Origin of the sequence: Nocardia sp. NPDC058058 (genome assembly GCF_042885355.1) — a bacterium.
Classification (GTDB): domain Bacteria; phylum Actinomycetota; class Actinomycetes; order Mycobacteriales; family Mycobacteriaceae; genus Nocardia.
On the sequence record NZ_JBHVSA010000001.1, the window covers coordinates 1,381,814 to 1,403,587 of the forward strand.

General features: G+C 66.0%; 20 protein-coding genes and 1 riboswitch. Of the genes, 12 read left to right on the top strand and 8 right to left on the bottom strand.

Features of this window, described 5'->3' with window-relative positions:
- Positions 1-27 precede the first annotated feature (27 nt).
- Both ACFVUS_RS06385 and ACFVUS_RS06390 read left to right on the top strand, forming a co-directional pair.
- Complete coding sequence (locus tag ACFVUS_RS06385; protein WP_387762127.1) at positions 28-450, top strand: nuclear transport factor 2 family protein; 423 nt, start codon at positions 28-30, stop codon at positions 448-450.
- A gap of 126 nt (positions 451-576) precedes the next feature.
- Positions 577-1,152, top strand: a complete 576-nt coding sequence (locus tag ACFVUS_RS06390; protein ID WP_387762128.1) for a TerD family protein — start codon at positions 577-579, stop codon at positions 1,150-1,152.
- 34 nt (positions 1,153-1,186) lie between these two features.
- Here ACFVUS_RS06390 and ACFVUS_RS06395 read toward each other — a convergent pair whose 3' ends face one another.
- Complete coding sequence (locus ACFVUS_RS06395) at positions 1,187-2,203, bottom strand: LLM class flavin-dependent oxidoreductase (RefSeq protein ID WP_387762129.1); 1,017 nt, start codon at positions 2,201-2,203, stop codon at positions 1,187-1,189.
- A 208-nt stretch (positions 2,204-2,411) separates the two neighbouring features.
- On the opposite strand from ACFVUS_RS06395, the gene ACFVUS_RS06400 reads away from it, so the two are divergent.
- Positions 2,412-3,731: a lipase family protein gene (locus ACFVUS_RS06400; RefSeq protein WP_387765430.1), complete on the top strand. Its 1,320-nt coding sequence runs from the start codon at positions 2,412-2,414 to the stop codon at positions 3,729-3,731.
- Positions 3,732-3,811: 80 nt separating this feature from the next.
- Complete coding sequence (locus tag ACFVUS_RS06405) at positions 3,812-4,966, top strand: PucR family transcriptional regulator (RefSeq protein WP_387762130.1); 1,155 nt, start codon at positions 3,812-3,814, stop codon at positions 4,964-4,966.
- Positions 4,967-4,971: 5 nt separating this feature from the next.
- Here the strand turns inward: ACFVUS_RS06405 and ACFVUS_RS06410 are convergent, their stop codons facing one another.
- Positions 4,972-6,558, bottom strand: coding sequence for an FAD-dependent oxidoreductase (locus ACFVUS_RS06410; RefSeq protein WP_387762131.1), 1,587 nt, complete (start codon positions 6,556-6,558; stop codon positions 4,972-4,974).
- An 82-nt stretch (positions 6,559-6,640) separates the two neighbouring features.
- Here ACFVUS_RS06410 and ACFVUS_RS06415 point away from each other — a divergent pair, with 82 nt between their 5' ends.
- From ACFVUS_RS06415 to ACFVUS_RS06425, 3 genes are all read left to right on the top strand, one after another.
- On the top strand, positions 6,641-7,294 hold the full coding sequence (locus ACFVUS_RS06415; protein WP_387762132.1) for a TetR/AcrR family transcriptional regulator: 654 nt from the start codon (positions 6,641-6,643) through the stop codon (positions 7,292-7,294).
- 219 nt (positions 7,295-7,513) lie between these two features.
- Positions 7,514-8,545 carry an alpha/beta hydrolase gene (locus ACFVUS_RS06420; RefSeq protein WP_387765432.1) on the top strand — a complete coding sequence of 344 codons (1,032 nt, stop codon included), beginning with the start codon at positions 7,514-7,516 and terminating at the stop codon, positions 8,543-8,545.
- A 40-nt stretch (positions 8,546-8,585) separates the two neighbouring features.
- Entirely contained in the window at positions 8,586-9,401 is an 816-nt protein-coding gene (locus tag ACFVUS_RS06425) for an SDR family oxidoreductase (protein WP_387762133.1), read from the top strand.
- Here ACFVUS_RS06425 and ACFVUS_RS06430 read toward each other — a convergent pair whose 3' ends face one another.
- Positions 9,402-10,091 carry a respiratory nitrate reductase subunit gamma gene (locus ACFVUS_RS06430; protein WP_387762134.1) on the bottom strand — a complete coding sequence of 230 codons (690 nt, stop codon included), beginning with the start codon at positions 10,089-10,091 and terminating at the stop codon, positions 9,402-9,404.
- A 175-nt stretch (positions 10,092-10,266) separates the two neighbouring features.
- Positions 10,267-10,437, top strand: a riboswitch (M-box (ykoK) riboswitch).
- A 239-nt stretch (positions 10,438-10,676) separates the two neighbouring features.
- Between ACFVUS_RS06430 and ACFVUS_RS06435 the strand changes: the two genes are divergently transcribed.
- Positions 10,677-10,853: a hypothetical protein gene (locus ACFVUS_RS06435; protein ID WP_387762135.1), complete on the top strand. Its 177-nt coding sequence runs from the start codon at positions 10,677-10,679 to the stop codon at positions 10,851-10,853.
- Positions 10,854-10,868: 15 nt separating this feature from the next.
- On the opposite strand, the gene ACFVUS_RS06440 is transcribed toward ACFVUS_RS06435, so the two are convergent.
- Together ACFVUS_RS06440 and ACFVUS_RS06445 are read right to left on the bottom strand one after the other, a co-directional pair.
- Positions 10,869-12,932, bottom strand: coding sequence for a neutral/alkaline ceramidase (locus ACFVUS_RS06440; RefSeq protein ID WP_387762136.1), 2,064 nt, complete (start codon positions 12,930-12,932; stop codon positions 10,869-10,871).
- 23 nt (positions 12,933-12,955) lie between these two features.
- Positions 12,956-13,588 carry a TetR/AcrR family transcriptional regulator gene (locus ACFVUS_RS06445; protein ID WP_387762138.1) on the bottom strand — a complete coding sequence of 211 codons (633 nt, stop codon included), beginning with the start codon at positions 13,586-13,588 and terminating at the stop codon, positions 12,956-12,958.
- A 53-nt stretch (positions 13,589-13,641) separates the two neighbouring features.
- Between ACFVUS_RS06445 and ACFVUS_RS06450 the strand changes: the two genes are divergently transcribed.
- The 3 genes from ACFVUS_RS06450 to ACFVUS_RS06460 all read left to right on the top strand — a co-directional run bounded on the left by ACFVUS_RS06450 (position 13,642) and on the right by ACFVUS_RS06460 (position 17,108).
- Positions 13,642-14,310 (top strand): class II aldolase/adducin family protein, encoded by a 669-nt coding sequence (locus ACFVUS_RS06450; protein WP_387762139.1) that lies wholly within the window; start codon positions 13,642-13,644, stop codon positions 14,308-14,310.
- Positions 14,307-15,242, top strand: coding sequence for a carbohydrate kinase family protein (locus ACFVUS_RS06455; protein ID WP_387762140.1), 936 nt, complete (start codon positions 14,307-14,309; stop codon positions 15,240-15,242). Before ACFVUS_RS06450 ends, ACFVUS_RS06455 begins: the two co-directional genes overlap by 4 nt.
- Positions 15,243-15,377: 135 nt before the next feature.
- Positions 15,378-17,108, top strand: coding sequence for a protein kinase (locus ACFVUS_RS06460; RefSeq protein WP_387762142.1), 1,731 nt, complete (start codon positions 15,378-15,380; stop codon positions 17,106-17,108).
- Positions 17,109-17,113: 5 nt separating this feature from the next.
- Here the strand turns inward: ACFVUS_RS06460 and ACFVUS_RS06465 are convergent, their stop codons facing one another.
- Entirely contained in the window at positions 17,114-17,614 is a 501-nt protein-coding gene (locus ACFVUS_RS06465) for a hypothetical protein (protein WP_387762143.1), read from the bottom strand.
- Positions 17,615-17,712: 98 nt separating this feature from the next.
- Positions 17,713-18,579: a MinD/ParA family protein gene (locus ACFVUS_RS06470; RefSeq protein WP_387762144.1), complete on the bottom strand. Its 867-nt coding sequence runs from the start codon at positions 18,577-18,579 to the stop codon at positions 17,713-17,715.
- A gap of 43 nt (positions 18,580-18,622) precedes the next feature.
- Here ACFVUS_RS06470 and ACFVUS_RS06475 point away from each other — a divergent pair, with 43 nt between their 5' ends.
- Positions 18,623-20,647 carry an MAC/perforin domain-containing protein gene (locus ACFVUS_RS06475; RefSeq protein WP_387762145.1) on the top strand — a complete coding sequence of 675 codons (2,025 nt, stop codon included), beginning with the start codon at positions 18,623-18,625 and terminating at the stop codon, positions 20,645-20,647.
- 64 nt (positions 20,648-20,711) lie between these two features.
- Here ACFVUS_RS06475 and ACFVUS_RS06480 read toward each other — a convergent pair whose 3' ends face one another.
- Positions 20,712-21,638, bottom strand: coding sequence for a cyclase family protein (locus ACFVUS_RS06480; protein ID WP_387762146.1), 927 nt, complete (start codon positions 21,636-21,638; stop codon positions 20,712-20,714).
- Positions 21,639-21,774: the final 136 nt, after the last annotated feature.

A 21,774-nucleotide genomic window follows, 5' to 3' on the forward strand; every position in this document is an offset into this window, starting at 1 on the left:
AGCAAGTCAGCAGGTTAGCTTTAGTATATGTACCACGCTATCGTGCGAACCCTGGTCCGGAGAACATGGCGTCGAGCAGGCGCGGGCGACTACGACGCGGCAGTGGCGATGGCCGCACCCGACGTTCGATTCCGCTTCCTCGGCGATACGGCACTCGGCGCGGACCTGCGCGGCCGCGACGCCTTCCGCAACTGGTTCGACACCTTCGAACAACATCTGCCCGGCATCCGCCTCGAACTCGTCGACGTCATCGCCAACGGCTGGCCCTGGAAAACCACCGTCGCCGCGCAACTGAACGTCACCGGCACCCTCGCCGACGGAACCCCCTACCGCAACACCGCAATCCAATGGCTCACCCTGCGCTGGGGCCGCCTCACCGACGATCTCGTCCTCGAGGACACCCTCGCGCTCGACGCCGCACTCCGCCGCCAGCACGCGTTTCCGGCATGATTCCCTCGGATGGTCCCGGAACCTTCCCGGCAACAACGACGTTGACGGGGTGCGGAGCGGATCTCCGAGGAATAATCCGGTAGGGCCGGTGGCCGGCCGCCGTAGAGATCGTTAGGAGAAGTCGGTATGGGTGTCAGTCTGACCAAGGGTGGCAATGTTTCGCTTACGAAGGCGGCTCCGAACCTGACGGCCGTCGCCGTCGGTCTGGGCTGGGACCTGCGAACCACCACGGGAACCGATTTCGACCTGGACGCCAGCGCCATCGCCCTGGGCCCGGAAAAGAAGGTTGTCTCCAACGGCCACTTCGTCTTCTTCAACAACCTGAAGTCGCCGGAAGGCACCATCGAGCACACCGGCGACAACAAGACCGGTGAGGGCGAAGGCGACGACGAGGTCATCAACGTCGACCTCGCCAACACCCCGGCCACCATCGACAGCATCGTCTTCCCGGTGTCGATCTACGAAGCCGACACCCGCTCACAGAGTTTCGGCCAGGTCCGCAACGCCTACATCCGCGTCGTCGACCGCTCCAACGGCACCGAGCTCGCCCGCTACGACCTGTCCGAGGACGCCTCCACCGAGACCGCCATGGTCTTCGGCGAGCTGTACCGCAATGGCGCCGAGTGGAAGTTCCGCGCCACCGGCCAGGGCTACACCTCCGGCCTGTCCGGCATCGCGCAGGACTTCGGCGTCACCATCTGATTTCGGTAGCGGTAGGCCTGACAGCCCCGAACTGCTAGGCCGGGGCGGGCGCGGAAGCGCCCGCCCACACCGCCGCGGCCAGTCGCCGATGCGACTCGAGCCGCGCGGTGCGGTCGAAAGTGCTGGTGTGCACCAGGATTTCGTCCGCTCCGGTATACGCGATGAGCCGATCCAGCTCCGGAATCACCACCGATTCGGGACCGTGGATATGCCCGCGCAGCGAATCCTCGAAGATGCCGCGCTGGCGATCGGTCATGGGTTCGCGCTCGATACGCTCCGGTGAACTCAGCGGCGGGAACTCACCGCGCGTACGGGAGTAGGCCGCGGACCACGCCTCGGGCAGCAGCAAACGGTGCGCCTGTTCGACGGTATCCGCGATGACCACCGAGGTGGACACGATCACGTAGGGGGCACTCCCCCATTCGGTGACGCGAAACTCCTTGCGGTAGTTGTCAATTGCCTCGACCATGGCATCCTCGCCCGCCACCGCCGCGATGACCAGCGGCAACCCGAACCGCGCCGCGCGTTGCGCGCCCGATCCGGTCGCCAGCAGATACGCCGGAACCCGCAATCCTTCGGCGGGCCACGCGTGCACGCCATTTCGGCCGCGCGCCGAATACTCCAGCACCTCGGTCAATTGCGCGTCGAAGTCCTCGGCATCATCCTTGCCGTGCCCGAGCGCACGCCGCACACCATCGGTGAAACCCACGGACCGCCCGAGCCCCATATCGATTCGCCCCGGAAACAGCGACTCCAGCGTCCCGAATTGCTCGGCGACGATCAATGGCTGATGATTGGGCAGCATCACCCCGCCGGTTCCCACTCGAATTCGATCGGTCACCGCGGCGATCGCGGCGGCCAGAACCGTCGGCGCGGAACCCGCCACCCCGGGCACGCTGTGATGCTCCGATACCCAGAATCGGTGATACCCCCACTGCTCGGCGAGCCGACCGAATTCGACGGTCTCGCGCAACGCCTCGGGATGCGTTTGCCCGTCCCGCACCCGGGAGCGGTCCAGAATCGAGAAGCGGGTGGTCTGTGCGGCGCTCATAGCCATGGCAACGCCTGCGGCCCGGGTTGATTCCTCCCCGGTAATCCGGCTCACTCGTGCACATGCACAAATTCGGCGATGCATGATCGGCATGACGCCGATTGCGCGCACGGGGGCGGTGGTGTGAGCTGGATCGCATGCACCGGAGTGTCTGAGCCGGTGGTGTGGAAACAATGAAGTTTTGGAGGCTCGGGTGAACAGGGCTCGAATGCGGCGGCTGCTGGTGTTGGCGACGTCGGCTTGTTTGGTGACGGCGGGGGCGGGCGCGGCGGGCGCCGAACCGAATTTCCCGCCGACCTTCCCACCGAATCAGAATCAACTGCCGCAATTGCCCACGGAGCCACAGATTTACGATCTGTTGCCGATCCCGTCCCCGGATCAGGACCCCTGGTACAACGACCCGGAGAACATCGCCGATTACCAGCCCGGCGAGATCGTGCGCTCCCGTGAGGTGCAGACCAGGCTGCTCGGCCTGCCGGTCCCGGTGTTCACCAAACAGCTGCTGTTCCGCTCGGAGGATGTGCACGGCAATCCGATCGTCACCGCGTCCACCGTCATCGTCCCGGGCATTCCGTGGCAGGGCAGCGCGCGACCGGTGGTGTCCTTCCAGGAGGCCATCGACTCCACCGATTCGGCGTGCAATCCCTCGCACACCCTGCAGACCGGCACCATGAAGGAATCCACCCTCGTGGTGTATTGGCTGGCACAGGGATTCGCGATCAACGTCCCGGACTTCGACGGCAAGTTCAATACCTTCAACACCTATGCCGAAGGCAAGATGGTGCTGGACAGCTTGCGCGCCATGAAGAATGACACGTCCCTGGGTCTCACCGATTCCGGGATCGCGCTCTACGGATACTCCGGCGGCGGTTCGGGTTCCATTCGCGCGGCCGAATTGCGCGCCAGCTACGCACCGGATGTGCGACTGCTCGGCACCTCGATCGGCGGCACGCCGGGCAACCTGGTCGGCGAAGCGGATTACGCGACCCGCAATCAGCCGGGTCTGACCGGCACCAGCAATTTCACCATGTGGCTCGGTTTCGCCTCGCTCTCGCGGGAGTACCCGGACGTGTTCAAGCCCGAGGAATTCCTGACGCCCGAAGGGCAGGGGCTGCTCGCCGATATGCAGCATCGCTGCTACGCGACGATCGCACTGCAGGGCGTGTACCGCCCGATCAGCGACTACTTCCAGCCGGGTAAATCGCTCAATACCTCGCCCGAGGTATTGCAGGTGCTCAGCGATAACAGCCTCGGCAAGCACATTCCGGACACCCCGATTCTGTGGTGGCACGGCATGTGGGATGAGCTGATTCCGCCGTCGGTGGTCATCCCGACCGTGCAGTCCTATTGGGATCAGGGCGCGGACGTGCGGTTCTACACCGTCCCGGTGCCCGAGCACATCACCAACGCGGTCACCGGCTGGCTGCCCGCGGTCGCCTGGACCAGCGCGGTGCTGCGCGGTTTGTCACCCGGACCGAAGTTCATGGCCGCTTTCCAGCCGCTCCCGCCGGGGTTCCCGGGCAGCTGACCCAGTCGGGTCTATCTGTAACATCCCGTATCGCATACAGTGTCCGAGACACTGTATGCGCTCGGGCACAAGGAGGTGGCATGGGCGACACATTGGAGCTGCTGCGGGACCGCGCTACCGCGCTGGCGACCGCGATCAGCGGTGATTCGCAGCCGTATGACGAGCTTCCGACCACGTTCCGCGACGCGGATTTCGTCCCCGGCGCGGCACTGAACCTCGAACTGTTCTTCCGCTATCTGATCGAAGGCATCGAACCCTCGGTCGCCGACACCCAACCCCTCATCGATCGCGCGCTCACGCTCGTGCACGATGGCATGTCCCTCGACGAGGTGCTGGCGAACTATCGCATCGGCGCGGCCTTCTACTGGGCACAACTCATGCCGCTGCTCGATGCCCAGGAGTACGGCATCGTCCCGAAGGTCGGACTGCGCCTCACCGAATATCTGGGCTTGATCATGAGCCGCATCGCCGGTGCGCTGGTCGAGGACGCGCGGCAGCCGCGCTGGGATCTCCTCGAACGGCAACGGGAGATCGCCGACGCGCTGCTGACCGGACGCGAACCGGCCGGATGGGCCGTCGATCCCGAATCACCGCCCGCCCCGGCATTTCTCGTGGCCGTGATCCGGCTCGGTGAACCCGCTCCCGGTACGCTCACCCGGCTGCGCAGCCGACTCGCGCTGGTACCCGGCACCCTGCTGCATCGGGACAGTGGCGGGTGGACGGCGCTGGTGCCCATGCGCGAGGGTGACAAGGATCCCGCGCGCGGGCTCACTCATACTCTCGCACTGCGTGATTCCGATCCGCATCCGCAGTTCTGGATCGGCGTCGCACCGGCCGCATCGCACGCGGCGATTCCGGCGGCCTACGCCGAAGCGACCGCCGTGGCCGAGGTCGCGGGCAGTCTGCAATTGCCCGAGGTGGTCTGTCGGCGCGAGCATATGATGTTCGAATACGCCATCGCCACAACGGGTTCCACCCGGCACGCACTGGCGGCACTGCTCGATCCGCTCGACGATCAGCCCATGCTGGGGCAGACCCTCGATGCCTTCATCGACAATCAGTTCAATCACAACGCGGTGGCGCGCGCACTGTTCATCCACCGCAATACGGTCACCTATCGGCTCAGCCGCATCGCCGATCTCACCGGATACGATCCGCTGCATCCGACCGGGATCTCGACCCTGATGGCGGCGCGGACGGCGCGGCGGCTGGAATCGAAGTCGTTCCGGCTCTGAGACGACTATCGTTCGGCGAATTGACGGACCGGGCAAGCTATTTCAGCGAGCGCGTCACGTAGTGCGCGGGCCGGATCCTCGGGTGCGGTGACCGCGCGCCAGCCGATATAGCCATCCGGGCGAATCAAGGAAGCACCGAGCTCCGCGACCCCGTACGCGTTCTGGAACGTCTCGGGCACAACCGGTTCCACGTCCACGCCGATATGCACGAACGTGATGTCGATACCGACCTCCGTGGCCATCGCGGCAGCCGCCGACGCCCAGCGCGCATCCGCGCCGAGCAGCACCCAGCCCCGCTGGAACAGCTCGAGGATGGAGAACTCGGAACCGTTGGCGCGCACCGGGATATGCGGGGCACGCGTACCCGGCTGTCCGGCCCACTGCTCCGGCCGCAGGGCGCGCGGCAATTCCGGACCCGCACCGAGTACCGCCGCCGAACGGTACAGCTGCCCCAGCTCCATCGCGTCATCGTCGATGATCTCGGCCTCGGCGGCTCCGGTCTCCAAATGCGCCTTGTAATCCGCGCGCGCGAAGATCTGCTCGTGCCGCAGCCACGCGATCGGGCGGCGCTCGGCGTCGTAGGTGTCCAGTAGCTCCGGCCCCGACTCCCCCGCCAGCACCGCCGCGAGCTTCCACGCGAGATTGTGCACGTCCTCGATACCGGTGTTCGCGCCGTAACCCCCACGGTTGGGCGGCAATTGGTGCGCGGCGTCGCCGGCCAGGAATACCCGGCCGTCGGCGAATCGGTCGGCGATGAGCGCGGCCAGTTCCCAGCGACCGGTGGTGATCAGCTCGATTTCGATATCGTCGCGCCCGATGGCCTTGCGAATCAGCTCGCGCTGCGCATGCTCGTCCCGTTCGATGTCGTCGGCGATCATGAACACCCAGCGACCGTCGTTGTAGGTGGTCAGGAAGCCGGTGAGATCCGGCTGTTCGATCTCGAACTGATTCACCCCGTGCACCAGGTACTCGTCCAGCGGGGCGCGGAACAGGATGCTGCGTTGCTCCGAGAGCAGGCCGCGGCCCGTGCGCTCGATGCCCAGCGCCTTGCGCACCGGGCTGCGCACACCGTCGGCCGCCACCACATACTTTGCGCGGAGCCGATATTCGTGCCCGTCGGTGCGGCGCCGCAGCAGAGCGGTCACGCCATCGTCGTCCCGGGTGAACTCGACGAGTTCGGTGCTCATGCGGATATCGGCACCGAGTTCGACGGCCCGGTCCCGCAGGATCGGCTCGAGCGCGTCCTGCGCCAGGGCGGTGGCACGCATCGGCGAGTAGTCGATCTCGGGCCGTGCGGCGGCACCGGCGGGCGACCACGGGTACTCCTCGAACCATTCCCCGGCCAGGCTGTGCACTCGCGCCCGGCGTGGCTTACCGCCGTGCACGGGCGGCAAGCGCACCCCCGCCGCGTCGAACAGTTCCATCGTGCGGGTCGTGTATCCGATCGCCCGCGGATGCGCTGAGCTGCCCGGATGCTTTTCGACCAGCACGGTCGGCACGCCGCGGCGGCGCAGGAAAACGGCGGCGGACAGCCCGACCAGGCCGCCTCCCACGATCAGTACGGGCGTTGTTTCCAGCTTCTCTTCGCTCATGTCTCCAGAAAAACACAACTCAGTTAAAACAGCAACTGAGTTAATTAATTATGTGAGTTAACAGACCTGATACGATGGGCCGATGACCACGCCGACCATGGGACGCCGCGAGCGCAAGAACGCCCAGACCCGCCGGGCCCTGGCCGATGCGGCGCTGCGACTGTTCCTCGAACGCGGGTACGACGCGGTGAGCGTCAAGGAGATCGCCGACGCCGTGGACATCTCGGTGCCGACCGTCTTCAAGCACGTCCCCGACGGCAAGGAGGCGCTCATGTTCGACGATGGCGTCGAACGCCGCGAACATCTGCTGGCCGCCGTACACGACCGCCCCGCCGGACAGTCGGTGATGGCGGCACTGCGCGAATTCATCTCCGGCCGAGGACCTTTCGCCGCCGACCAGAGCCCGGAGTTCCAGCGCCGCACCGAGCTGATCATGAACACCCCCGCCCTGCGCGACTACTCCCGCAAGCTCTGGATCCGCTGCGAGGAGCCCCTGGCCCAGGCCATCGCCGCCGAAATCGGCCGCCCCGCAGGCGATATCACCGCCCGCGCCGCCGCCCGCTACGTGCTGGAGATCCCGCAATTCGTCGGCGGCGAGCCGGAGGCCGTCACTGCCATGCACGCGGTCTTCGACCTGCTGGAATTCGGCTTGCCGACGGCCACCGGTCCACGACCCGCGAATGAGCTCGAACTGGGCGATCTGCTCCCCAGCCAGGACACCCGCGCCGACACGTAACGATCAACCCGCCAATCGCGAAATTCGGGAAGATCCGCCCCACTCCGGAGGGTTTCACCTTGGGTAGGAAGGTCTCGAAATGGCGGGAATTTCCCTCTCGGACATGACAATCCGTGCCGGGGGCGTCAAGATGGTCGATGGCCCAGGCCAGAAACGACAAAGTTGTCAGACAGTTCCAGCGCTTCGGCTTCGCGGCGCGGACAGGAGAGCCCCGTGGCAATGACGCCGCAGACCTCGGAATCCGTCACGTCCGTGATCGTCGAATCGACCCGGCCCGCCCGGATCGGCACCCGCATCGCACACCCGGTATTGCGCACGACGCTGCAACAGTTCCTGCGTGCCGGAGCGTGGGTCGCCGATTTCGGGCCGGGGCCCGCCGAACTGGTTTTTCGTGCCACCCGCCTGTCCGAGGCGCCCGCCCGCATTCTCGGCGCGCCGCGCGGGACGCAACGGCATCCGGTGTTCTTCGAGCGGTTCGAGGCCGAATGGCTGTGGACCGCACCGGTTTCCGATCCGCGCGTGGAGCGGGACGCGGCCATCCTGTACTTCCACGGGGGCGCGTTCATCGCGGGTGGACTGAACAGCTACCGCAGGCATACCGCGCGGCTGGGCAGCGAGAGCGCGCTGCCGGTGTTCACCGTGGACTATCGCCAGCTCCCGGACGCGCATCCCAATGACAGCCTCGATGACGCGCTGACCGCGTATCAGCATCTGCTCGACGAGGGATTCGCGCCGGAGAAGATCATCGTGGCGGGCGATTCCGCCGGCGGCGGGCTGGCGCTGCGCATGGTGCTGACCGCCCGCGATCTGGGGATGCCGCTGCCCGCGGGTATCTCGGTCACCTCGCCGTGGGCCGATTTCGATTCCACCGCCCGGATGGCGCATCCCAATGCCCATGCCGACGCGGTACTGCCCGCGGCCGGTCCGGCCATGGTCGTGCGGCGCGGTATCGCCATCGACGGGGTGCTCGATCCCAGCTGGTCGGTGGTCAATCACGATTTCACCGGGCTGCCGCCCATCCTGGTGCAGGTCGGATCGCGGGAGATGCTGCTCGCCGACGCACTCGAGGTGGGCCGTCGCTGCGAGGAGGCGCAGGTGCCGATGACGCTGCAAATCCGGGCCAGCGCCCCGCACACCCTGATTCACCTGGGCGCGGGACTGCTCGCGGACGGCCGCGATGCCGCCCGGGACGCGGCCGCGTTCCACCGTGCGATGATCGAACAGGCGAGCACGGGACGCAGCGCGGCCTGAGTTCTCGCCACCCTCGACCGCTATCGCCAGGGAGGCCCGAATGTCCCAGCCCGCCAATGCTTCCCAGGCAGCTCGGCCCGCCGTCCTGATCACCGGGGCGGCGGCCGGCATCGGCCGCGCCATCGCGGCCAAATTCGCGGGACAGGGCTGGACCGTCGGCATGTACGACATCGATGCCGAGGCGGTGGCGCGCACCGCCAAGGAGATCGGCGGAACCACCGTCACCGGGGGCTTCGATGTCACCGATCCGGCCGGATGGGAGCGGGCGCTCGCCGATTTCACCGCCGTGACCGGCCGTTTGGATCTGCTGGTCAACAATGCGGGCATCCTGTACTCCGGCCCGTTCGCGGATATCTCGCTGGAGCGTCAGCACCGCCTGGTCGATGTGAATATCAAGGGCGTGCTGAACGGCTGCCACACCGCGCTGCCGTATCTGCGTAAGACGCCCGGCAGTCAGGTCATCAATCTGGCCTCGGCCTCGGCGCTGTACGGACAGCCCGGCCTGGCCACCTACGGGGCGACCAAGGCCGCGGTCCGCAGCCTCACCGAGGCCCTGGATCTGGAATGGCGGCACTACGGTATCGCGGTGCGCGATCTGCTGCCGCTGTTCGTGGCCACCGACATGATGACCGAGGTGACCCGGGGCTCGAAGTCCTCGGCCACCCTGGGCGTGCGCCTGAGCGCCGCTGATGTGGCGAACAGCGTGTGGCACACCGCGACTCACCGCCGGGCGGTGCGCGGTTCGCACGTGCTGGTCGGTTTGCAGACCAAAATCACCGCCGCCGCCACACAACTCTCACCCGCCTGGCTCAACCGCACGGTGGTCGGCTGGATCAGCAAGGCCGATTCGCTGTAGCTACGCGGGATGCCGCTGCTTGCGCGGCAACGGAATTCGCACCGATCGCAGCACCCCGGCGGCACGCCGCAGCACCCGCGACACCGGCACGGTGAAGATCCCCGCCAACCGGGTATACGGCCAGATCGCGATGAGCGTGATGACGATCAGCCCGCGCGCCTGATAGATCACCGGCGCGTGCTGCATGACCTCGGGATTGGGGTGCAGCGTCACCAGCGAGCGGCACCAGGTGAACAGCGTCTCCGCCGAGCGATAGCGGTCGTCGGTGGAATACGGATCGAAGGTGACCAGCACCGAGGACAACAGCGCGGCCACCAGCACCGGCAGCGTCATGCGATCGATCGGGGTGACGTGCGGGCGGGATTCGGCGGTGATCAGCGGCGGGATCAGGATCAGGCCCGCGCCGATCACCGCCAGCGGGATCGCAATGCATTGCGCCAGCGTCAGAATCGCGTCGATGGTGCCGTGCGAGCGCGAATGCGGTCCGGAGACAACGACTTCGGCGATCCGCACCACGAAAAGCACCGGTACACCGGTCCGGAAGGCGAGGCTGCCGAAGCGTTGCGGCCGATCGATGTGCGGGCCGTAGAGGTAGCTCAGGAAGCGATCGCGGCGGAACCGCCAGATGTGTCCCCCGACACAGCAGAGCACGGCGGCGATCGGCAGGAAGACCCACAACACATACATCATGGTTCGACTTCCTCGTCCGATCGATCGTGCTGTTGCGCACCACTGTTGCACGTGCATCCGCGCTGCGAAAGAGGCGAATTCTGCGAATTCCCGGCGCAATTCCGCGACGCTACGCGCCGACGGCGTGGCGCGCAGCTGTTTGACACTTCGGCGATCCGCGGGCAACATGGTCGAGTCAGCACCTCGCTAGGCGAGGCTCCTGTTCGAACACAGGCCACTGATCCGACGACGTCGAGAGACGCCCAGGGTTAGGACAGATCGCTCCGGATTAAGGGGCTATCCAAAGTGGCTTCCCCGTCCGGGGATACGTCGTTCAGTGCCGAAGCTCTGACGAGAGGGGTGCCCGCCATACCGGTCGGATTGGCGGATTCTCCCTTCGTGTCGCGTGGTTCGCACCGCGCGGTCTGACGCGATCGACGCCCGCGCGCGTCCCGACGGCAAGGAGGTGAGGAGTGAATTGAGTTCCGGCGATAGTCCGTATCCGAGTACGGATACCAGATTCGATATTCTCCCCGCCCGCCGCGGTTATTCAGTCATGCCCTGAATCAGGTTGCGGCAGCGGGCTTTTCCTCCGAGGAGGCTGTCATGACCTTTATCGCTTTCCAGCGTCCGCTGTCCGTGCTTTCGGTACTGGGCGAATCCGCCCAGCGCATCAAGGCGCGCCACACGCTCACCCCGCAGGAGCGGCACAATCTGTCGCTGTCGCGGGACCGGGTGGCGGTGCACACCGCATCGCTCGGCGGGCACCCGTTCCACCACTGACCTGCCGATAACGCCCTAGGAAACGACGAATTCCATTGAGGTGCCGGTGAATCCGGTGGTCTGCCCGGCGGCGTCCCTACTGTCGCCGAAATACCTGATCCGATATTTCCCGATCTTGGTCCCGGCCGGGATCGTCCAGCGGATCTGGATCAGCGAGGCCGCCGGATTGTCATCGGGTCGCCGCCAATGCAGTTCGGTACACCAGTCGTTATCGTCGAATACCCGCGCCCAGCCGTCCCCGGTCGAGCGTTGCACCTCGAAATAGGTTCCGCCCAAACGGAAATCATTGTTCGGGTGCGCGCCCGCGAATTCCACCGACACCAGATCCCCGGCGGTGTTGTTCGCGGGCGGCTGGGTCAGCACATCACCGAAGGCCCGACCGGCGACCGGGACGTCGGCCGGGACCGGGGCCAGCAGATTCGGTTGCAGGCCGAAATTCCAATCCAGCGGCGCGGGACCGCGGCCGATATCGGTGCGCGCGGCCACCGCGCGGGCGAGCTGATCGAATTCCTGCATATAGGCCGACAAAGTCCAACGGCCGTACAGGGTTTCACCGCCCTCGTACTGCTGCGAGACGTACTCCTCGGGCGTGGTCACATAGCCGCAGTAGCCATTGGCGTAGCCCTGCATGAGCACATTCTCCAGCGGCACGCCCAGGGCGCGCGCGACCACCCGCCGCACGCGCAGACCCGAGACAATGGTGAATTCCGCCGGGCCCGAAGCCAATACCAGATCGCCGATGCGCATGATCTGAATCGCCACCACCTGCGGCACCCACGGGCGCGGCGGCAGGATGCCGAGCGGCACGATGGCCAGCTTGGGCGCCTGTACATCGCGCATCCACTCTTCGATGGGCGCGTCGACACCGCCGAGCGCGGCCACCATCGGATTGGTATCGCCCTCGTGCAGGAATGGGATCTGGGTGTTGTAGTTGTCCTCGGAGCTGGTGGCGACCGCGGCCGCGCCCATCATGGCGGGTGCGGTGCGGGCGGCCTTGCCGTCCGGGGTGTACGAGCCGTCGATGAAGGTGTCGGCCATGTTCACATAGCGGATCACCGAATCTACGCCACCGGTCGACATGGCCCGCGCGGCCGCGAAAGCCGTTCGCCCGGCCTGATATTGGCGCTCGCCGATCATGGCGCAATTGGCGCGATTGTCCTCGGTCGGCCCGGCCGGATGCCACGGGCGGGTCCACAGGTTCGGGGTCATATCGCCCGGATTCGTCTGCGGGAACGCCGCGATGAAACCCGGCTGCCCGTCCAGATAGCGCGCGCCCATCTCGTCGTGCTCCCAGCGGTAGCTGGCGTAGCCCTTGTTGTCGACGGAGATGAGCGTGTTGTGATCGGTGAGCGAGGTGCCGTGGGTGGCGAACCAGGTGATCGCGCCGACATCCCTACCGCCCTGCCGCAAACGCAGCACGGTGACCGCCGGATCGATGGCGTCCGGGAACTCGGCCTTGTCATCGGCCGGATTGAGATCGAAGGCCACCCGCGAGCGATTGGCGCTGGCATCGTGCAGTTCGCCGTGCCCGATCATGATGGTGCCCGGGGCCAGCCGCTCGTGCGCGTTCGCGATGGCGGCGACGATGCCGTTCACCTCGGCGTCATAGGAGTTCTGCTGGAACCCTTGCGCGGCAAGAGAATACGCGTACTCACGGGCGGTGCCACCGCAGGAATTGTGATTGTGCGTGGCATTGAGGTTCACATTGCGCTCGGTGTACAGATCACCGAATCGCTTGGCCAGCTCCACCATCACGGCCAGGTGCACCGACTGGAACAGACAGGCGTTGTCGGTGTTCACGAACGCCACTCGATCACCGGTCACCTGGTCGACGATGATGTACGCGCGCGCCCAGCAACGCATCAGCAGACCGGTGGTGACCTGATCCAGTTCGGAGTAGCCCATCATGCCCTGACCGGCGGGCGCACCGGTCATATCGGCCATGCCGCAACCGACGAGATAGTCCGCGCCGCCGCCCGGTGCGGCCGCGGCCGTACCCGCGCCGAGGAATCCGGTCGCGCCCAGGGCGGCGGCGGAAGCGGCCGCGCCTGCCAGCGCGGATCGCCGGGACACTCTCATCGAATACTCCTTACGTATGTCGGTCACGGACCGGTCCACTGACTCGCGTACGCGCGTAGCGCGATCTTGGCCTCGCGCAGCAGATCCGGATCACCGTCCGGATCGGAGCGGAAGGCCTCCTGCATCACCGCATCGCCCATCAGGTGTGCGGTGCGGCAGGCGGTATCCAGATCGGCGGCGTCCGCGGCGACGCCCTGCGCGATCATGATCTCGCGGAGCGTAACCGCCATTCGGCGTTTATGCTCGCGGTCCGCCGCGCGCGCCGCCTCGGTGAGGTGTCTGCCGAACCACAGCGCCCGGAATCCGGGCTCGCTGCGGTACAGGTGCGCGAAGGCGTCGATGAGCACATCGATGGGGTCCGGCCAGGGTGCGGCACGGGCGAGTTCGAGCAGCGCGGCCATGCGGGATTCGATCATGGCGAGGTAGGACCCGGCGAGCGCCTCGATGATGGCGTCACGATCGGGAAGGTACTGGTACAGCGAACCGACCGAAATGCGCGCCTCGGCAGCCACTCTGATCATGGTCAGCGATTCGACGCCTTCGGTCCCGAGTAGTCGATCCGATACCTCGAGCACCCGGGCCAGCCGTTCCCGGCTGCGCGCCTGGCGCGGCACGCGGCGCAGCAGGGCGTCGGGCAGCTCCAGCGAGGCGGACATTTCGGCTCCGAAGTTAATGTGAATCGAATTCAGGTTTGGGTAGGGTAGCCGCCATGAGCAGTCCCGCGCCAACCGAAAGCGCCCGTGTCGCAGCCGCTTCCCGGCGCTTGGCCGAGGAGGGGCTGCTGATCGGCACCGCCGGAAATGTGAGTATGCGCCATGGGGATCTGGTGTCGGTCACCCCCACCGGTGCGGTGCTCGGCGAGATCGATGCCGCCGATATCACCATGGTCGATCTCGACGGCACCGTCGTCGCGGGGAAATATGCTCCGACCTCGGAACTCGGTCTGCACCTGGATATCTACCGCACCTATCCCGCGCACGCGATCGTGCATACGCACGCGCCGAAATCGACGGCCGTCGGCTGTGTGCTCGATGAGCTGCCGGTGCTGCACTATCAGCAACTGGTGCTCGGCGGCGCGACGCCGGTCGTAGCCTTCCATCCCTTCGGCACGCCGGAGCTCGCGACCGCCGTGCGAGAAGGCTTGCGGGGCAAGCAGTGCGCGCTGCTGGCCAATCACGGTGCGGTGGCGCTCGGCGCGGATCTCGATCAGGCCGTCGAATACGCGCTGCTGCTGGAATGGGCGTGCGCGCTGTACCTCGACGCCCGGACGATCGGCACACCGCGACCGCTGACCATCGAACAGCAGTCCGCCGTCATCGAAGTCGCCTGGCGCACCGGATACGGCACCCGCAAACCACTCGACGGGGATAACAGATGAAGGTCATCACGGTGGGCGCGCACCTACTGGACATTCTGGTCCGGCCGGTGGACGGGATTCCGGACGGTCAGCAGACCGCGCTGGTGCAGGACATTCGCATCACCGCCGCGGGCACCGCCGCCGGCACCGCGCTGACCCTGGCCAAACTCGGGGCGCGGGTCCGCACCGCCGGGGCCGTCGGCACCGACTCGACCGGCGATTTCCTTGTCTCGCTACTGAATACGGCGGGGATCGACACCACGCTCATCGTCCGCAAGCCGGATCAGCCCACCTCGGCCTCGGTACTGCCCATCCGCCCCAACGGCGAACGCCCCAGCCTGCACCTGCTCGGCGCGAACCCCTTCTACACCCTCGACGATGTCGACTGGGATGCCATCGCCGCCACCGACCACCTGCACCTGGGCGGTCCGGAACTACTCGGCGCATCCAATGCCGCGCGAATCCTGCGGCACGCCAAGGACAATGGCGTCACCACCTCCGCCGATCTCATCGCCCCCGGAGCACTGGGCAGCCTCGACGCCATAGCGGCCACGCTCCCCCACATCGACTACTTCCTGCCCAATGACGAACAGGCGCTCGGCTTCACCGGCGCGACAACACTTTCCGCCGCCTGCGAGATCCTGCACGACGCGGGGGCGCACACCTTGGCGATCACCCAGGGCGCGGCCGGAGCTCTGCTCTCCACCCCCGCGGGCACGCGAACCATCTCGGCCTTCGCCGTGGACGTGGTCGACACCACCGGCTGCGGCGACGCCTTCTCGGCGGGCTTCCTGCGCGGGCTGGCCCTGGGCCGCGAGCCGGCCACCGCGGCGATCCTCGGCAACGCGGTCGCGGCGCTGGTCGCCCAGGGGCTGGGCAGCGATCATGGCGAATTCACACTGGCCACCGCAGACGCTTTCGCCGCGCAAACCCCGACCGTCACAACCCGATAGCCGGACCGGAATCCATTTCGGTCTGTCCCTGTTCCGCACGTGTGGATCCCGGCCGAAAGCATGCCGGGATGACGAGGGCTGGTACACGGGGAAGGCGGGGTCGCGCGGTTCGGACATGACTAATAGGCTGGCGCGGTGATTTCCGGGCGGACAGTGGTCGACGGGCGCTTCGAATTGCTCGAACCGCTCGGCAGTGGCGGTATGGGGACGGTGTGGCGGGCCTATGATCTGGCGCTGCATCGGGAGGTGGCGCTCAAGGAGGTGCGGGCGGCTGATCCGGACAAGGCCAGTTCGCCGGGGGTGCAGCGGGAGCGGGTGCTGCGCGAGGCGCGGGCGCTGGCGCGGATCGGGCATCCGAATGTGGTTGCCATCCACCATATTGTCGATACACCGGGCGAAGAGCATCCGTGGATCGTGATGGAACTCGTGCGCGGGCGCAGTCTGGCCGATCAACTCGATCTGGGGCCGATGCCGCCCGACCGGGCCGCGCAGATCGGGCGCGGGATTCTCGCGGCGCTGCGGGCCGCGCACGCGGTGGGCGTACTGCACCGCGATATCAAGCCCGCGAATGTGCTCATGCGCGAGGACGGTTCGCCGGTCCTCACCGATTTCGGCATCGCGGCGATCAACGGCCTGGAGGGGCTGACCTCCACCGGCAGCGTGGTCGGATCACTGGATTACGTCGCGCCGGAACGCCTGGGCGGACAGGAGGGGCATCCGGCCTCGGATCTGTGGTCGCTCGGACTGCTGCTGTACGTCTGCGTCGAGGGGTATCACCCGATGCGACGCGAGACCTCGGTCGCGACACTGGCGGCCGTCATGCGCGGGGAGGTGCCGCCGCCGCGCCGCGCGGGCGCGCTCACCCCCGCACTCCAGGCGGTGCTGGTACCGCAGCCCGATCAGCGGCCCACCACCGAACAGGTGGATTGGCTACTGTCCCAAGCGATTACGGCACCGAACACCCCGATGCCGATGCCGGGTCCGCAGCAGACCTCGATGCCGCAGCACCCGTCGGTACCGCACCACATGCCCGGGGTGTCCGGCCCGCATCAGCCACTGGCCACCGGCTCCGGCCACACCACCTATTCCGGTCCGGTGCAGCCGATGGCCTACGGCGGCCATCCGAGCCGGCCCAGTCAGCCGGGGTACTCCGCCACACCGATGTACGCATCGCCGACCTCCACGTCACCGGGTGCCCCCACGGGTACGGCACCGCGATCACAGCGGAACTGGATCATCGCCGGAGCGGCGGGCGCGGTGGTGATCGCGCTGATCATCGTTGCGGCGGTGGCACTTCGGCCGAGCGGATCGAGCAGTGACCCGAATCCGCAGGCGCTACCGAGCGTGCCGGGTGGCACCAGCATCGTGCGAGGCACCGCGACCCCGCCGACCACCCAGACCAAGGCGAGCACCGGCACCGTCGATCTGCTCACCCCCGTTGCGGTTCGGCAGGCCATCGCCACCCTCGAACAGGCAACGGGCGGACAGCTTTTCACCGAAACCACGATCTATCCGGAGTTCATCAATACCGGGGCTCCGGTCAAGGATCGGCCGACGGTCTACGACGAGTACACCTATCGCAATGGCACGGCCACCAGATCCGGTCCGGGCGGACAGCTCTCCGGTCATCCGACCGTGGCACTGGGCGGTATCAACTGGGATATTCTCCCGGCGCTGTTGAGCACCGCCCAGGACAAGCTGGCCGTCCCGAACCCCAAGAACCACTACATCATCATCGATCCGGCCTGGACGTTCAACGACAACAAGCCGACCCTGCTGGTGTACTACTCCGACGAATACAACGGCGGCGGCTATGTCGCGGCCAACGTCGACGGCACCATCGTGAGCGTCTACAACAGCAAGTAGCTCGGTTACGGCATCACACCGCGCGGCACCACGCGGATGAACGTGATCGAACTGTCCGGCGCGACAGCGGATTCGGGATCCGTGCAGCCGACGGTCACTTCGTCACCGGCCGGTGCGGAGAAGGTGCGCTGTGTCACCCAGGAGGTTTCGCGCACCTGCTCGCGGTACACCCCGTCGGGCTTGCGCAATTCGAGCACGGTCCCATTGCGATCGGTGGCGGTGCAGCGCAGCGCGGTCGCGGTGGCGGGGTTCCAGCTCTCGGGCACCTTGATATCCATGACCGCGTCGGCGGGGATCGGCACCTTCTTGGTCTGCCCGATCAGTACGCGCACCCCGCCGCCGCGTTCGGCGTCATCGTCGGCGAGTGGATCGGCGGTGACAGTACTGGTGACGGGCGCGGTCGAGGTACTCGTGCCGCTCGCCGAGGTCTTGGAATCGCTGCTCGAACAGCCTGCGACGGCGGCGGTGGCGATCAGCAGTGGCACTGCGGTCCAGACAAGCTTCATGGTCGTCATCCTCTCGTTCGCGGGTCCCCGACAATTTGTGTAACTGAAAGTATCAGTTAGCTGAATGATTGCCAGTGACCTGCACCATAACGTGAGGACTACCGCAGCAGGTTGACAATCTGCCGGTACGCCGTCCGGGTCGGCGGTGCGAGCTTGGACCAGCTCACCGCGCCACCGGTAGCCAGGTGGGCGTCATACGGGATCTCGGTGACCGCGCGGACATACTTTCCGAGGTACTGGCGAATGTGTTTGGCATAGCCGGGGCCATCGCCCGGATTCTGCCTGGTCACCACGATGACCGCCTCTGCCAGATGGTATTCGCTGTAATTGTCGTCCAGCCAGATCAGGGCCGGGCGCAATCGGTTCACCGCGTCCGAGCGCGCGGCCAGGGTGATCACCAGCGCGATGCGCGAATCCGCGAGCAGCGGTGCGACCATGCGATTGGTGACCGGTGACCCACCGTCGTAGACGGGCAGGCAGCCCGCGTCGCACAGGCTGCGGTGGACCGAGGAGTAACTCTCGCGCCGGGGCAGGGCTTCGGGCCCGCGCGGCAGAATGCCCACGCTGGAGGTGTTCTCACCGCAGCTGTCCAGCACCGCCGAGGCCAGCCCGCGGTGGCTCATATTCAGCCAGGACTGCACGGTTCCGGCGGCATCGATTGCGTCGCAACCTCTTCGAGCCAGATCGCCGCCGGTGGCGGTGGCGTCCACCACGATCGGCGAATGTTCGCGGTAGTTATAGGAGGCGGCGGTGGCCACGCCCAGCGCGGTGGTGGTCGTGCCCGCGCCACCGGAGCTGCCCAGTACGAGCACGGGCGGCAGATCGGCCCAGAGCAGGAAACCGTTGGAACTGCGCAGGCGCACCACATCGGTGGGCGCACCGGGCGGGGCGGGACGTAAGAGCACGGAGAGATCGGTGGGGGTGTTGGAGAGCGCGGCGGGGTGATCGGGAAAGCTCAGGGACACTCGAGATTCCTTTGTTCGAGCGGCATCTGTTCGAGCGGTATCGATGAAGTTCGTCGGTTACTGCGCGCATACCCCCTTGCCGCTGCCCAAAAGAGTTGCAGAACAACTCCTTTCAGGGTGGAACGATAGTACACCGATCGAGGTGCCGGGACGATTCGGGCAGGATCTCCGCACCGGCTACCGCGCGGCGCGCACACCATCGGTAGCAGACCACTCCGGCCGTTATATGCGGGCTACTGCCGCGCAAAAAGGCTGTGGGAGAACGCGAAAAGCCCGCGCCGTGTCGAATGGCACGGCGTTGTTCAACCTTTCGTGGGGTGTATTGCGTAATACCTTCGAATTAAGTTGTAACCCATTGGATTCGAACTGGACAACCGTATCCTTGTCGCGGGGACGGCTACGGAAGGAAAACACCATGTCGCTGATACCCGGCGCCAGTGCCATCGGGCGCGGTTTCAACATCCTCGGCACATACAGCACCCGATCGCTGATGCCACAGCAAATCGTCAATCTCGGCCCGGATGCCAGGAACTGGGAATACCCGCCGAGTGGCATCACCTATCAGGTCCCGGAGAACGCCACTCCGATCGAGTACACCAATACGATGGGCTCGTCCTACGTATACAACACGGTCTCGCAGTTCCAGTCGCACTTCTCCCAAAAAGCCGAAGTCCAGGCATCGTACGGTGCGTTCAGCGCCCAGTTCAATGCCGCGTACAGCAAGACCGTAAATACCGACCAGTCATATTATTACGGCATTTACGAAGCCGACTTCACCGCCTGGGAACTCAATCTCAACCATACGTCGACCCAATGGCTGAGTGCCGACTTCCGCGATGATCCGGACATCAAGAACCTGCCGAGCACCTTCACCACCGCCAATCAAGAACAATTCTTCGCCGTATTCCGCAAGTGGGGAACGCATTTCGTGGGACAGGTGGTGGTCGGCGGCAGCCTCGACTACTACGAGGCCGTGCAGACCATGTACTCCTCGAACCAGTCGCAGGTCAGCGCCAACATCGAGCTCGAGTACAAGGCCGTGTTCACCTCCAGCAAGGCCGAATCCCATACGCAGTGGGAAGAACTCACCAAGACCTGGTCGGACAGCCGGCTGGTCACCGTGAATGCCACCGGCGGCGACGCCTCCGCGCTCAATGCGCTCACTCCCGGCTATGGCGATTCGAAGGTCGGAGTGTTCGACGCGTGGTCCGCCGCGCTGATGAAGAATCCGTCGGTCATCGATTTCAATCTGCGTCCGCTGAGCATGCTGTTCTCCGGCGCTCAGGCGACCGCGGTGTCCCAGGCGCTGGAGGCCTATACCAATGGCGCGATCCTGACCTATGCCACCACCGATTACACCCCGCATCGCGCACCCGGCGGCGGCAATGTCAGCACCACCTGGGGCATCATCACCAATGGCCGAGTCGCGACTCCGGTACCCGAAGTCGATCCGCCCGCACCGACCGTCATTGCCCCCGGAGAGGTCGCGCCGGTCGGCGGTTATCAACTGGCACTATATGACTCGACATCTTTCGAACCGCTCATGGTGCATCTGTATTACCAGACGTACCAGCCCAATTCGCTCACCCCGGATCCGGCCATCTACAAGGCCATGATGAAGGATCTGAATGCGGTGAAGAGCACCGGCTATGTGGCCGCGGTAACCGGCTTCGGCATCGATCTGCTCAACTATCCCTCACAGGATTTCCAGCATTGGCTGTTGAGCATCGGCGCGACCATGCAGGGGTGGAAGAAATTCATCGGCTATCCGGATAAGGGCGGCTCGGCCTGCTACACGGTGGTCGGCAGGCAGGGTTCGGCACCGGGTTTGGCACTGGAAATCCTACAGGCCGTCTACTCACCGAACACGTGGTTGGCAGAGCCGTACTACTTCAATATGAATGCCTCGGTGGTCGGCCTGACCTATGGGCGCTCGGCTACCGCCACAACCAAGAACCATGCGATCGGTTCGGTGGCGAAGTCACTCGAGCCCGAACAGCCCCATAAGCCACAGCAGCCCACAAAGCCGCACAAGCCCGAGGATCACGGTTCGCATCACCATGGCTAGGTAAACGGCGCACCAATTCTCGATGCCCTCCCGCGTACCAACACGGGAGGGCATCATTCACGACTCAGAGAATGGCGATCGGCGCGACGGGCGCACCGGTGCCGCCGACGAACGGCTCCGGGGTGGCCGAGAGCAGGAATTCATAGCGCTGCTCCTCGGCACAGACCCGGGACAGCTCCTCCAGATTCCAGTTCTGGCCCTGCAGCATGCCCATCTCGACCAGATGCAGCGCGTGCACGGGCAGCCACAGATTCTCGATCTCGGGCGGGAAGATCTCGAAGGTCAGCGTGTCATTGGCCACCGCCGCGACATCGCGGGCATGAAACCATTCCGGGCAGCGCACCGACAGGCCCGGCGACGGAACACCGTAACCGTGCCGGTCACCGGCTAGGAAAAGCCGGATCTGACCGGTGCGAACGAGCACCAGATCACCCGCGCGCACCCGCACCCGGCCGTATTCCTCGGCGAGTTCGAGGTCCTCGGGGGTGACCGCGTGGTCCGCGGGCAGGCGCTCGAGGCCCAGCGCACCCGCCACATCCAGCAGCACCCCGCGCGAGACGATATGGCGGACCTTGTCGATGGCGCTGTACGTCGCGCCGCCGTGCGCGGTGATGCTGTCGGCGGGGCGGTTGTTGTAGATGCGCCCGTTGTAGGACACGTGTGGCAGTGCGTCCCAATGGGTCCCGGCCTGCAATGCCATGGTGACGACGTCATCGCTGGTGGCCACGGTGTCCGGGCCGAACATCTCCCAGTTGATCGCGATCATGCTGTGCAGCGGATTGACCCGGCCCCGGATCATGCCGGTCTGAATGCCCTGCTGGCTCAGCGGTACCGCCAGCGCGACGCGCCGCCCGCTGCGCACCGTGGCCGCGGCGGCGCGCACCACATTGTCGGTGATGAGGTTGAGCGTGCCGATCTGATCGTCGGAACCCCAACGGCCCCAATTGTTCACGCGTTTCGCGAGGGCGAGGAATTCGGATGGGAAAGCCATACCGGGGTAACTTACCCACCGCACCCGGGCGATCCGCACACACCAGACAATCCGCTCGCCTAGTACCGTGGACCATTGGTCACCGTGGAGTTCGCCCGCTGGTAACCCTCGTGTGAAACAACAGACGCAGAAGCGC

Excerpts from the sequence above, each read along its gene's own strand:
- ACFVUS_RS06385 (WP_387762127.1), top strand. The coding sequence starts at position 28 with ATGTACCACGCTATCGTGCGAACCCTGGTCCGGAGAACATGGCGTCGA.
- ACFVUS_RS06395 (WP_387762129.1), bottom strand. The coding sequence starts at position 2,203 with ATGAGCGCCGCACAGACCACCCGCTTCTCGATTCTGGACCGCTCCCGG.
- ACFVUS_RS06420 (WP_387765432.1), top strand. The coding sequence starts at position 7,514 with ATGACGCCGCAGACCTCGGAATCCGTCACGTCCGTGATCGTCGAATCG.
- ACFVUS_RS06440 (WP_387762136.1), bottom strand. The coding sequence starts at position 12,932 with ATGAGAGTGTCCCGGCGATCCGCGCTGGCAGGCGCGGCCGCTTCCGCC.
- ACFVUS_RS06445 (WP_387762138.1), bottom strand. The coding sequence starts at position 13,588 with ATGTCCGCCTCGCTGGAGCTGCCCGACGCCCTGCTGCGCCGCGTGCCG.
- ACFVUS_RS06415 (WP_387762132.1), top strand. The coding sequence starts at position 6,641 with ATGACCACGCCGACCATGGGACGCCGCGAGCGCAAGAACGCCCAGACC.
- ACFVUS_RS06480 (WP_387762146.1), bottom strand. The coding sequence starts at position 21,638 with ATGGCTTTCCCATCCGAATTCCTCGCCCTCGCGAAACGCGTGAACAAT.
- ACFVUS_RS06450 (WP_387762139.1), top strand. The coding sequence starts at position 13,642 with ATGAGCAGTCCCGCGCCAACCGAAAGCGCCCGTGTCGCAGCCGCTTCC.
- ACFVUS_RS06475 (WP_387762145.1), top strand. The coding sequence starts at position 18,623 with ATGAAGTTCGTCGGTTACTGCGCGCATACCCCCTTGCCGCTGCCCAAA.
- ACFVUS_RS06405 (WP_387762130.1), top strand. The coding sequence starts at position 3,812 with ATGGGCGACACATTGGAGCTGCTGCGGGACCGCGCTACCGCGCTGGCG.
- ACFVUS_RS06455 (WP_387762140.1), top strand. The coding sequence starts at position 14,307 with ATGAAGGTCATCACGGTGGGCGCGCACCTACTGGACATTCTGGTCCGG.
- ACFVUS_RS06390 (WP_387762128.1), top strand. The coding sequence starts at position 577 with ATGGGTGTCAGTCTGACCAAGGGTGGCAATGTTTCGCTTACGAAGGCG.
- ACFVUS_RS06465 (WP_387762143.1), bottom strand. The coding sequence starts at position 17,614 with ATGAAGCTTGTCTGGACCGCAGTGCCACTGCTGATCGCCACCGCCGCC.
- ACFVUS_RS06400 (WP_387765430.1), top strand. The coding sequence starts at position 2,412 with ATGCGGCGGCTGCTGGTGTTGGCGACGTCGGCTTGTTTGGTGACGGCG.
- ACFVUS_RS06425 (WP_387762133.1), top strand. The coding sequence starts at position 8,586 with ATGTCCCAGCCCGCCAATGCTTCCCAGGCAGCTCGGCCCGCCGTCCTG.
- ACFVUS_RS06410 (WP_387762131.1), bottom strand. The coding sequence starts at position 6,558 with ATGAGCGAAGAGAAGCTGGAAACAACGCCCGTACTGATCGTGGGAGGC.
- ACFVUS_RS06435 (WP_387762135.1), top strand. The coding sequence starts at position 10,677 with ATGACCTTTATCGCTTTCCAGCGTCCGCTGTCCGTGCTTTCGGTACTG.
- ACFVUS_RS06430 (WP_387762134.1), bottom strand. The coding sequence starts at position 10,091 with ATGATGTATGTGTTGTGGGTCTTCCTGCCGATCGCCGCCGTGCTCTGC.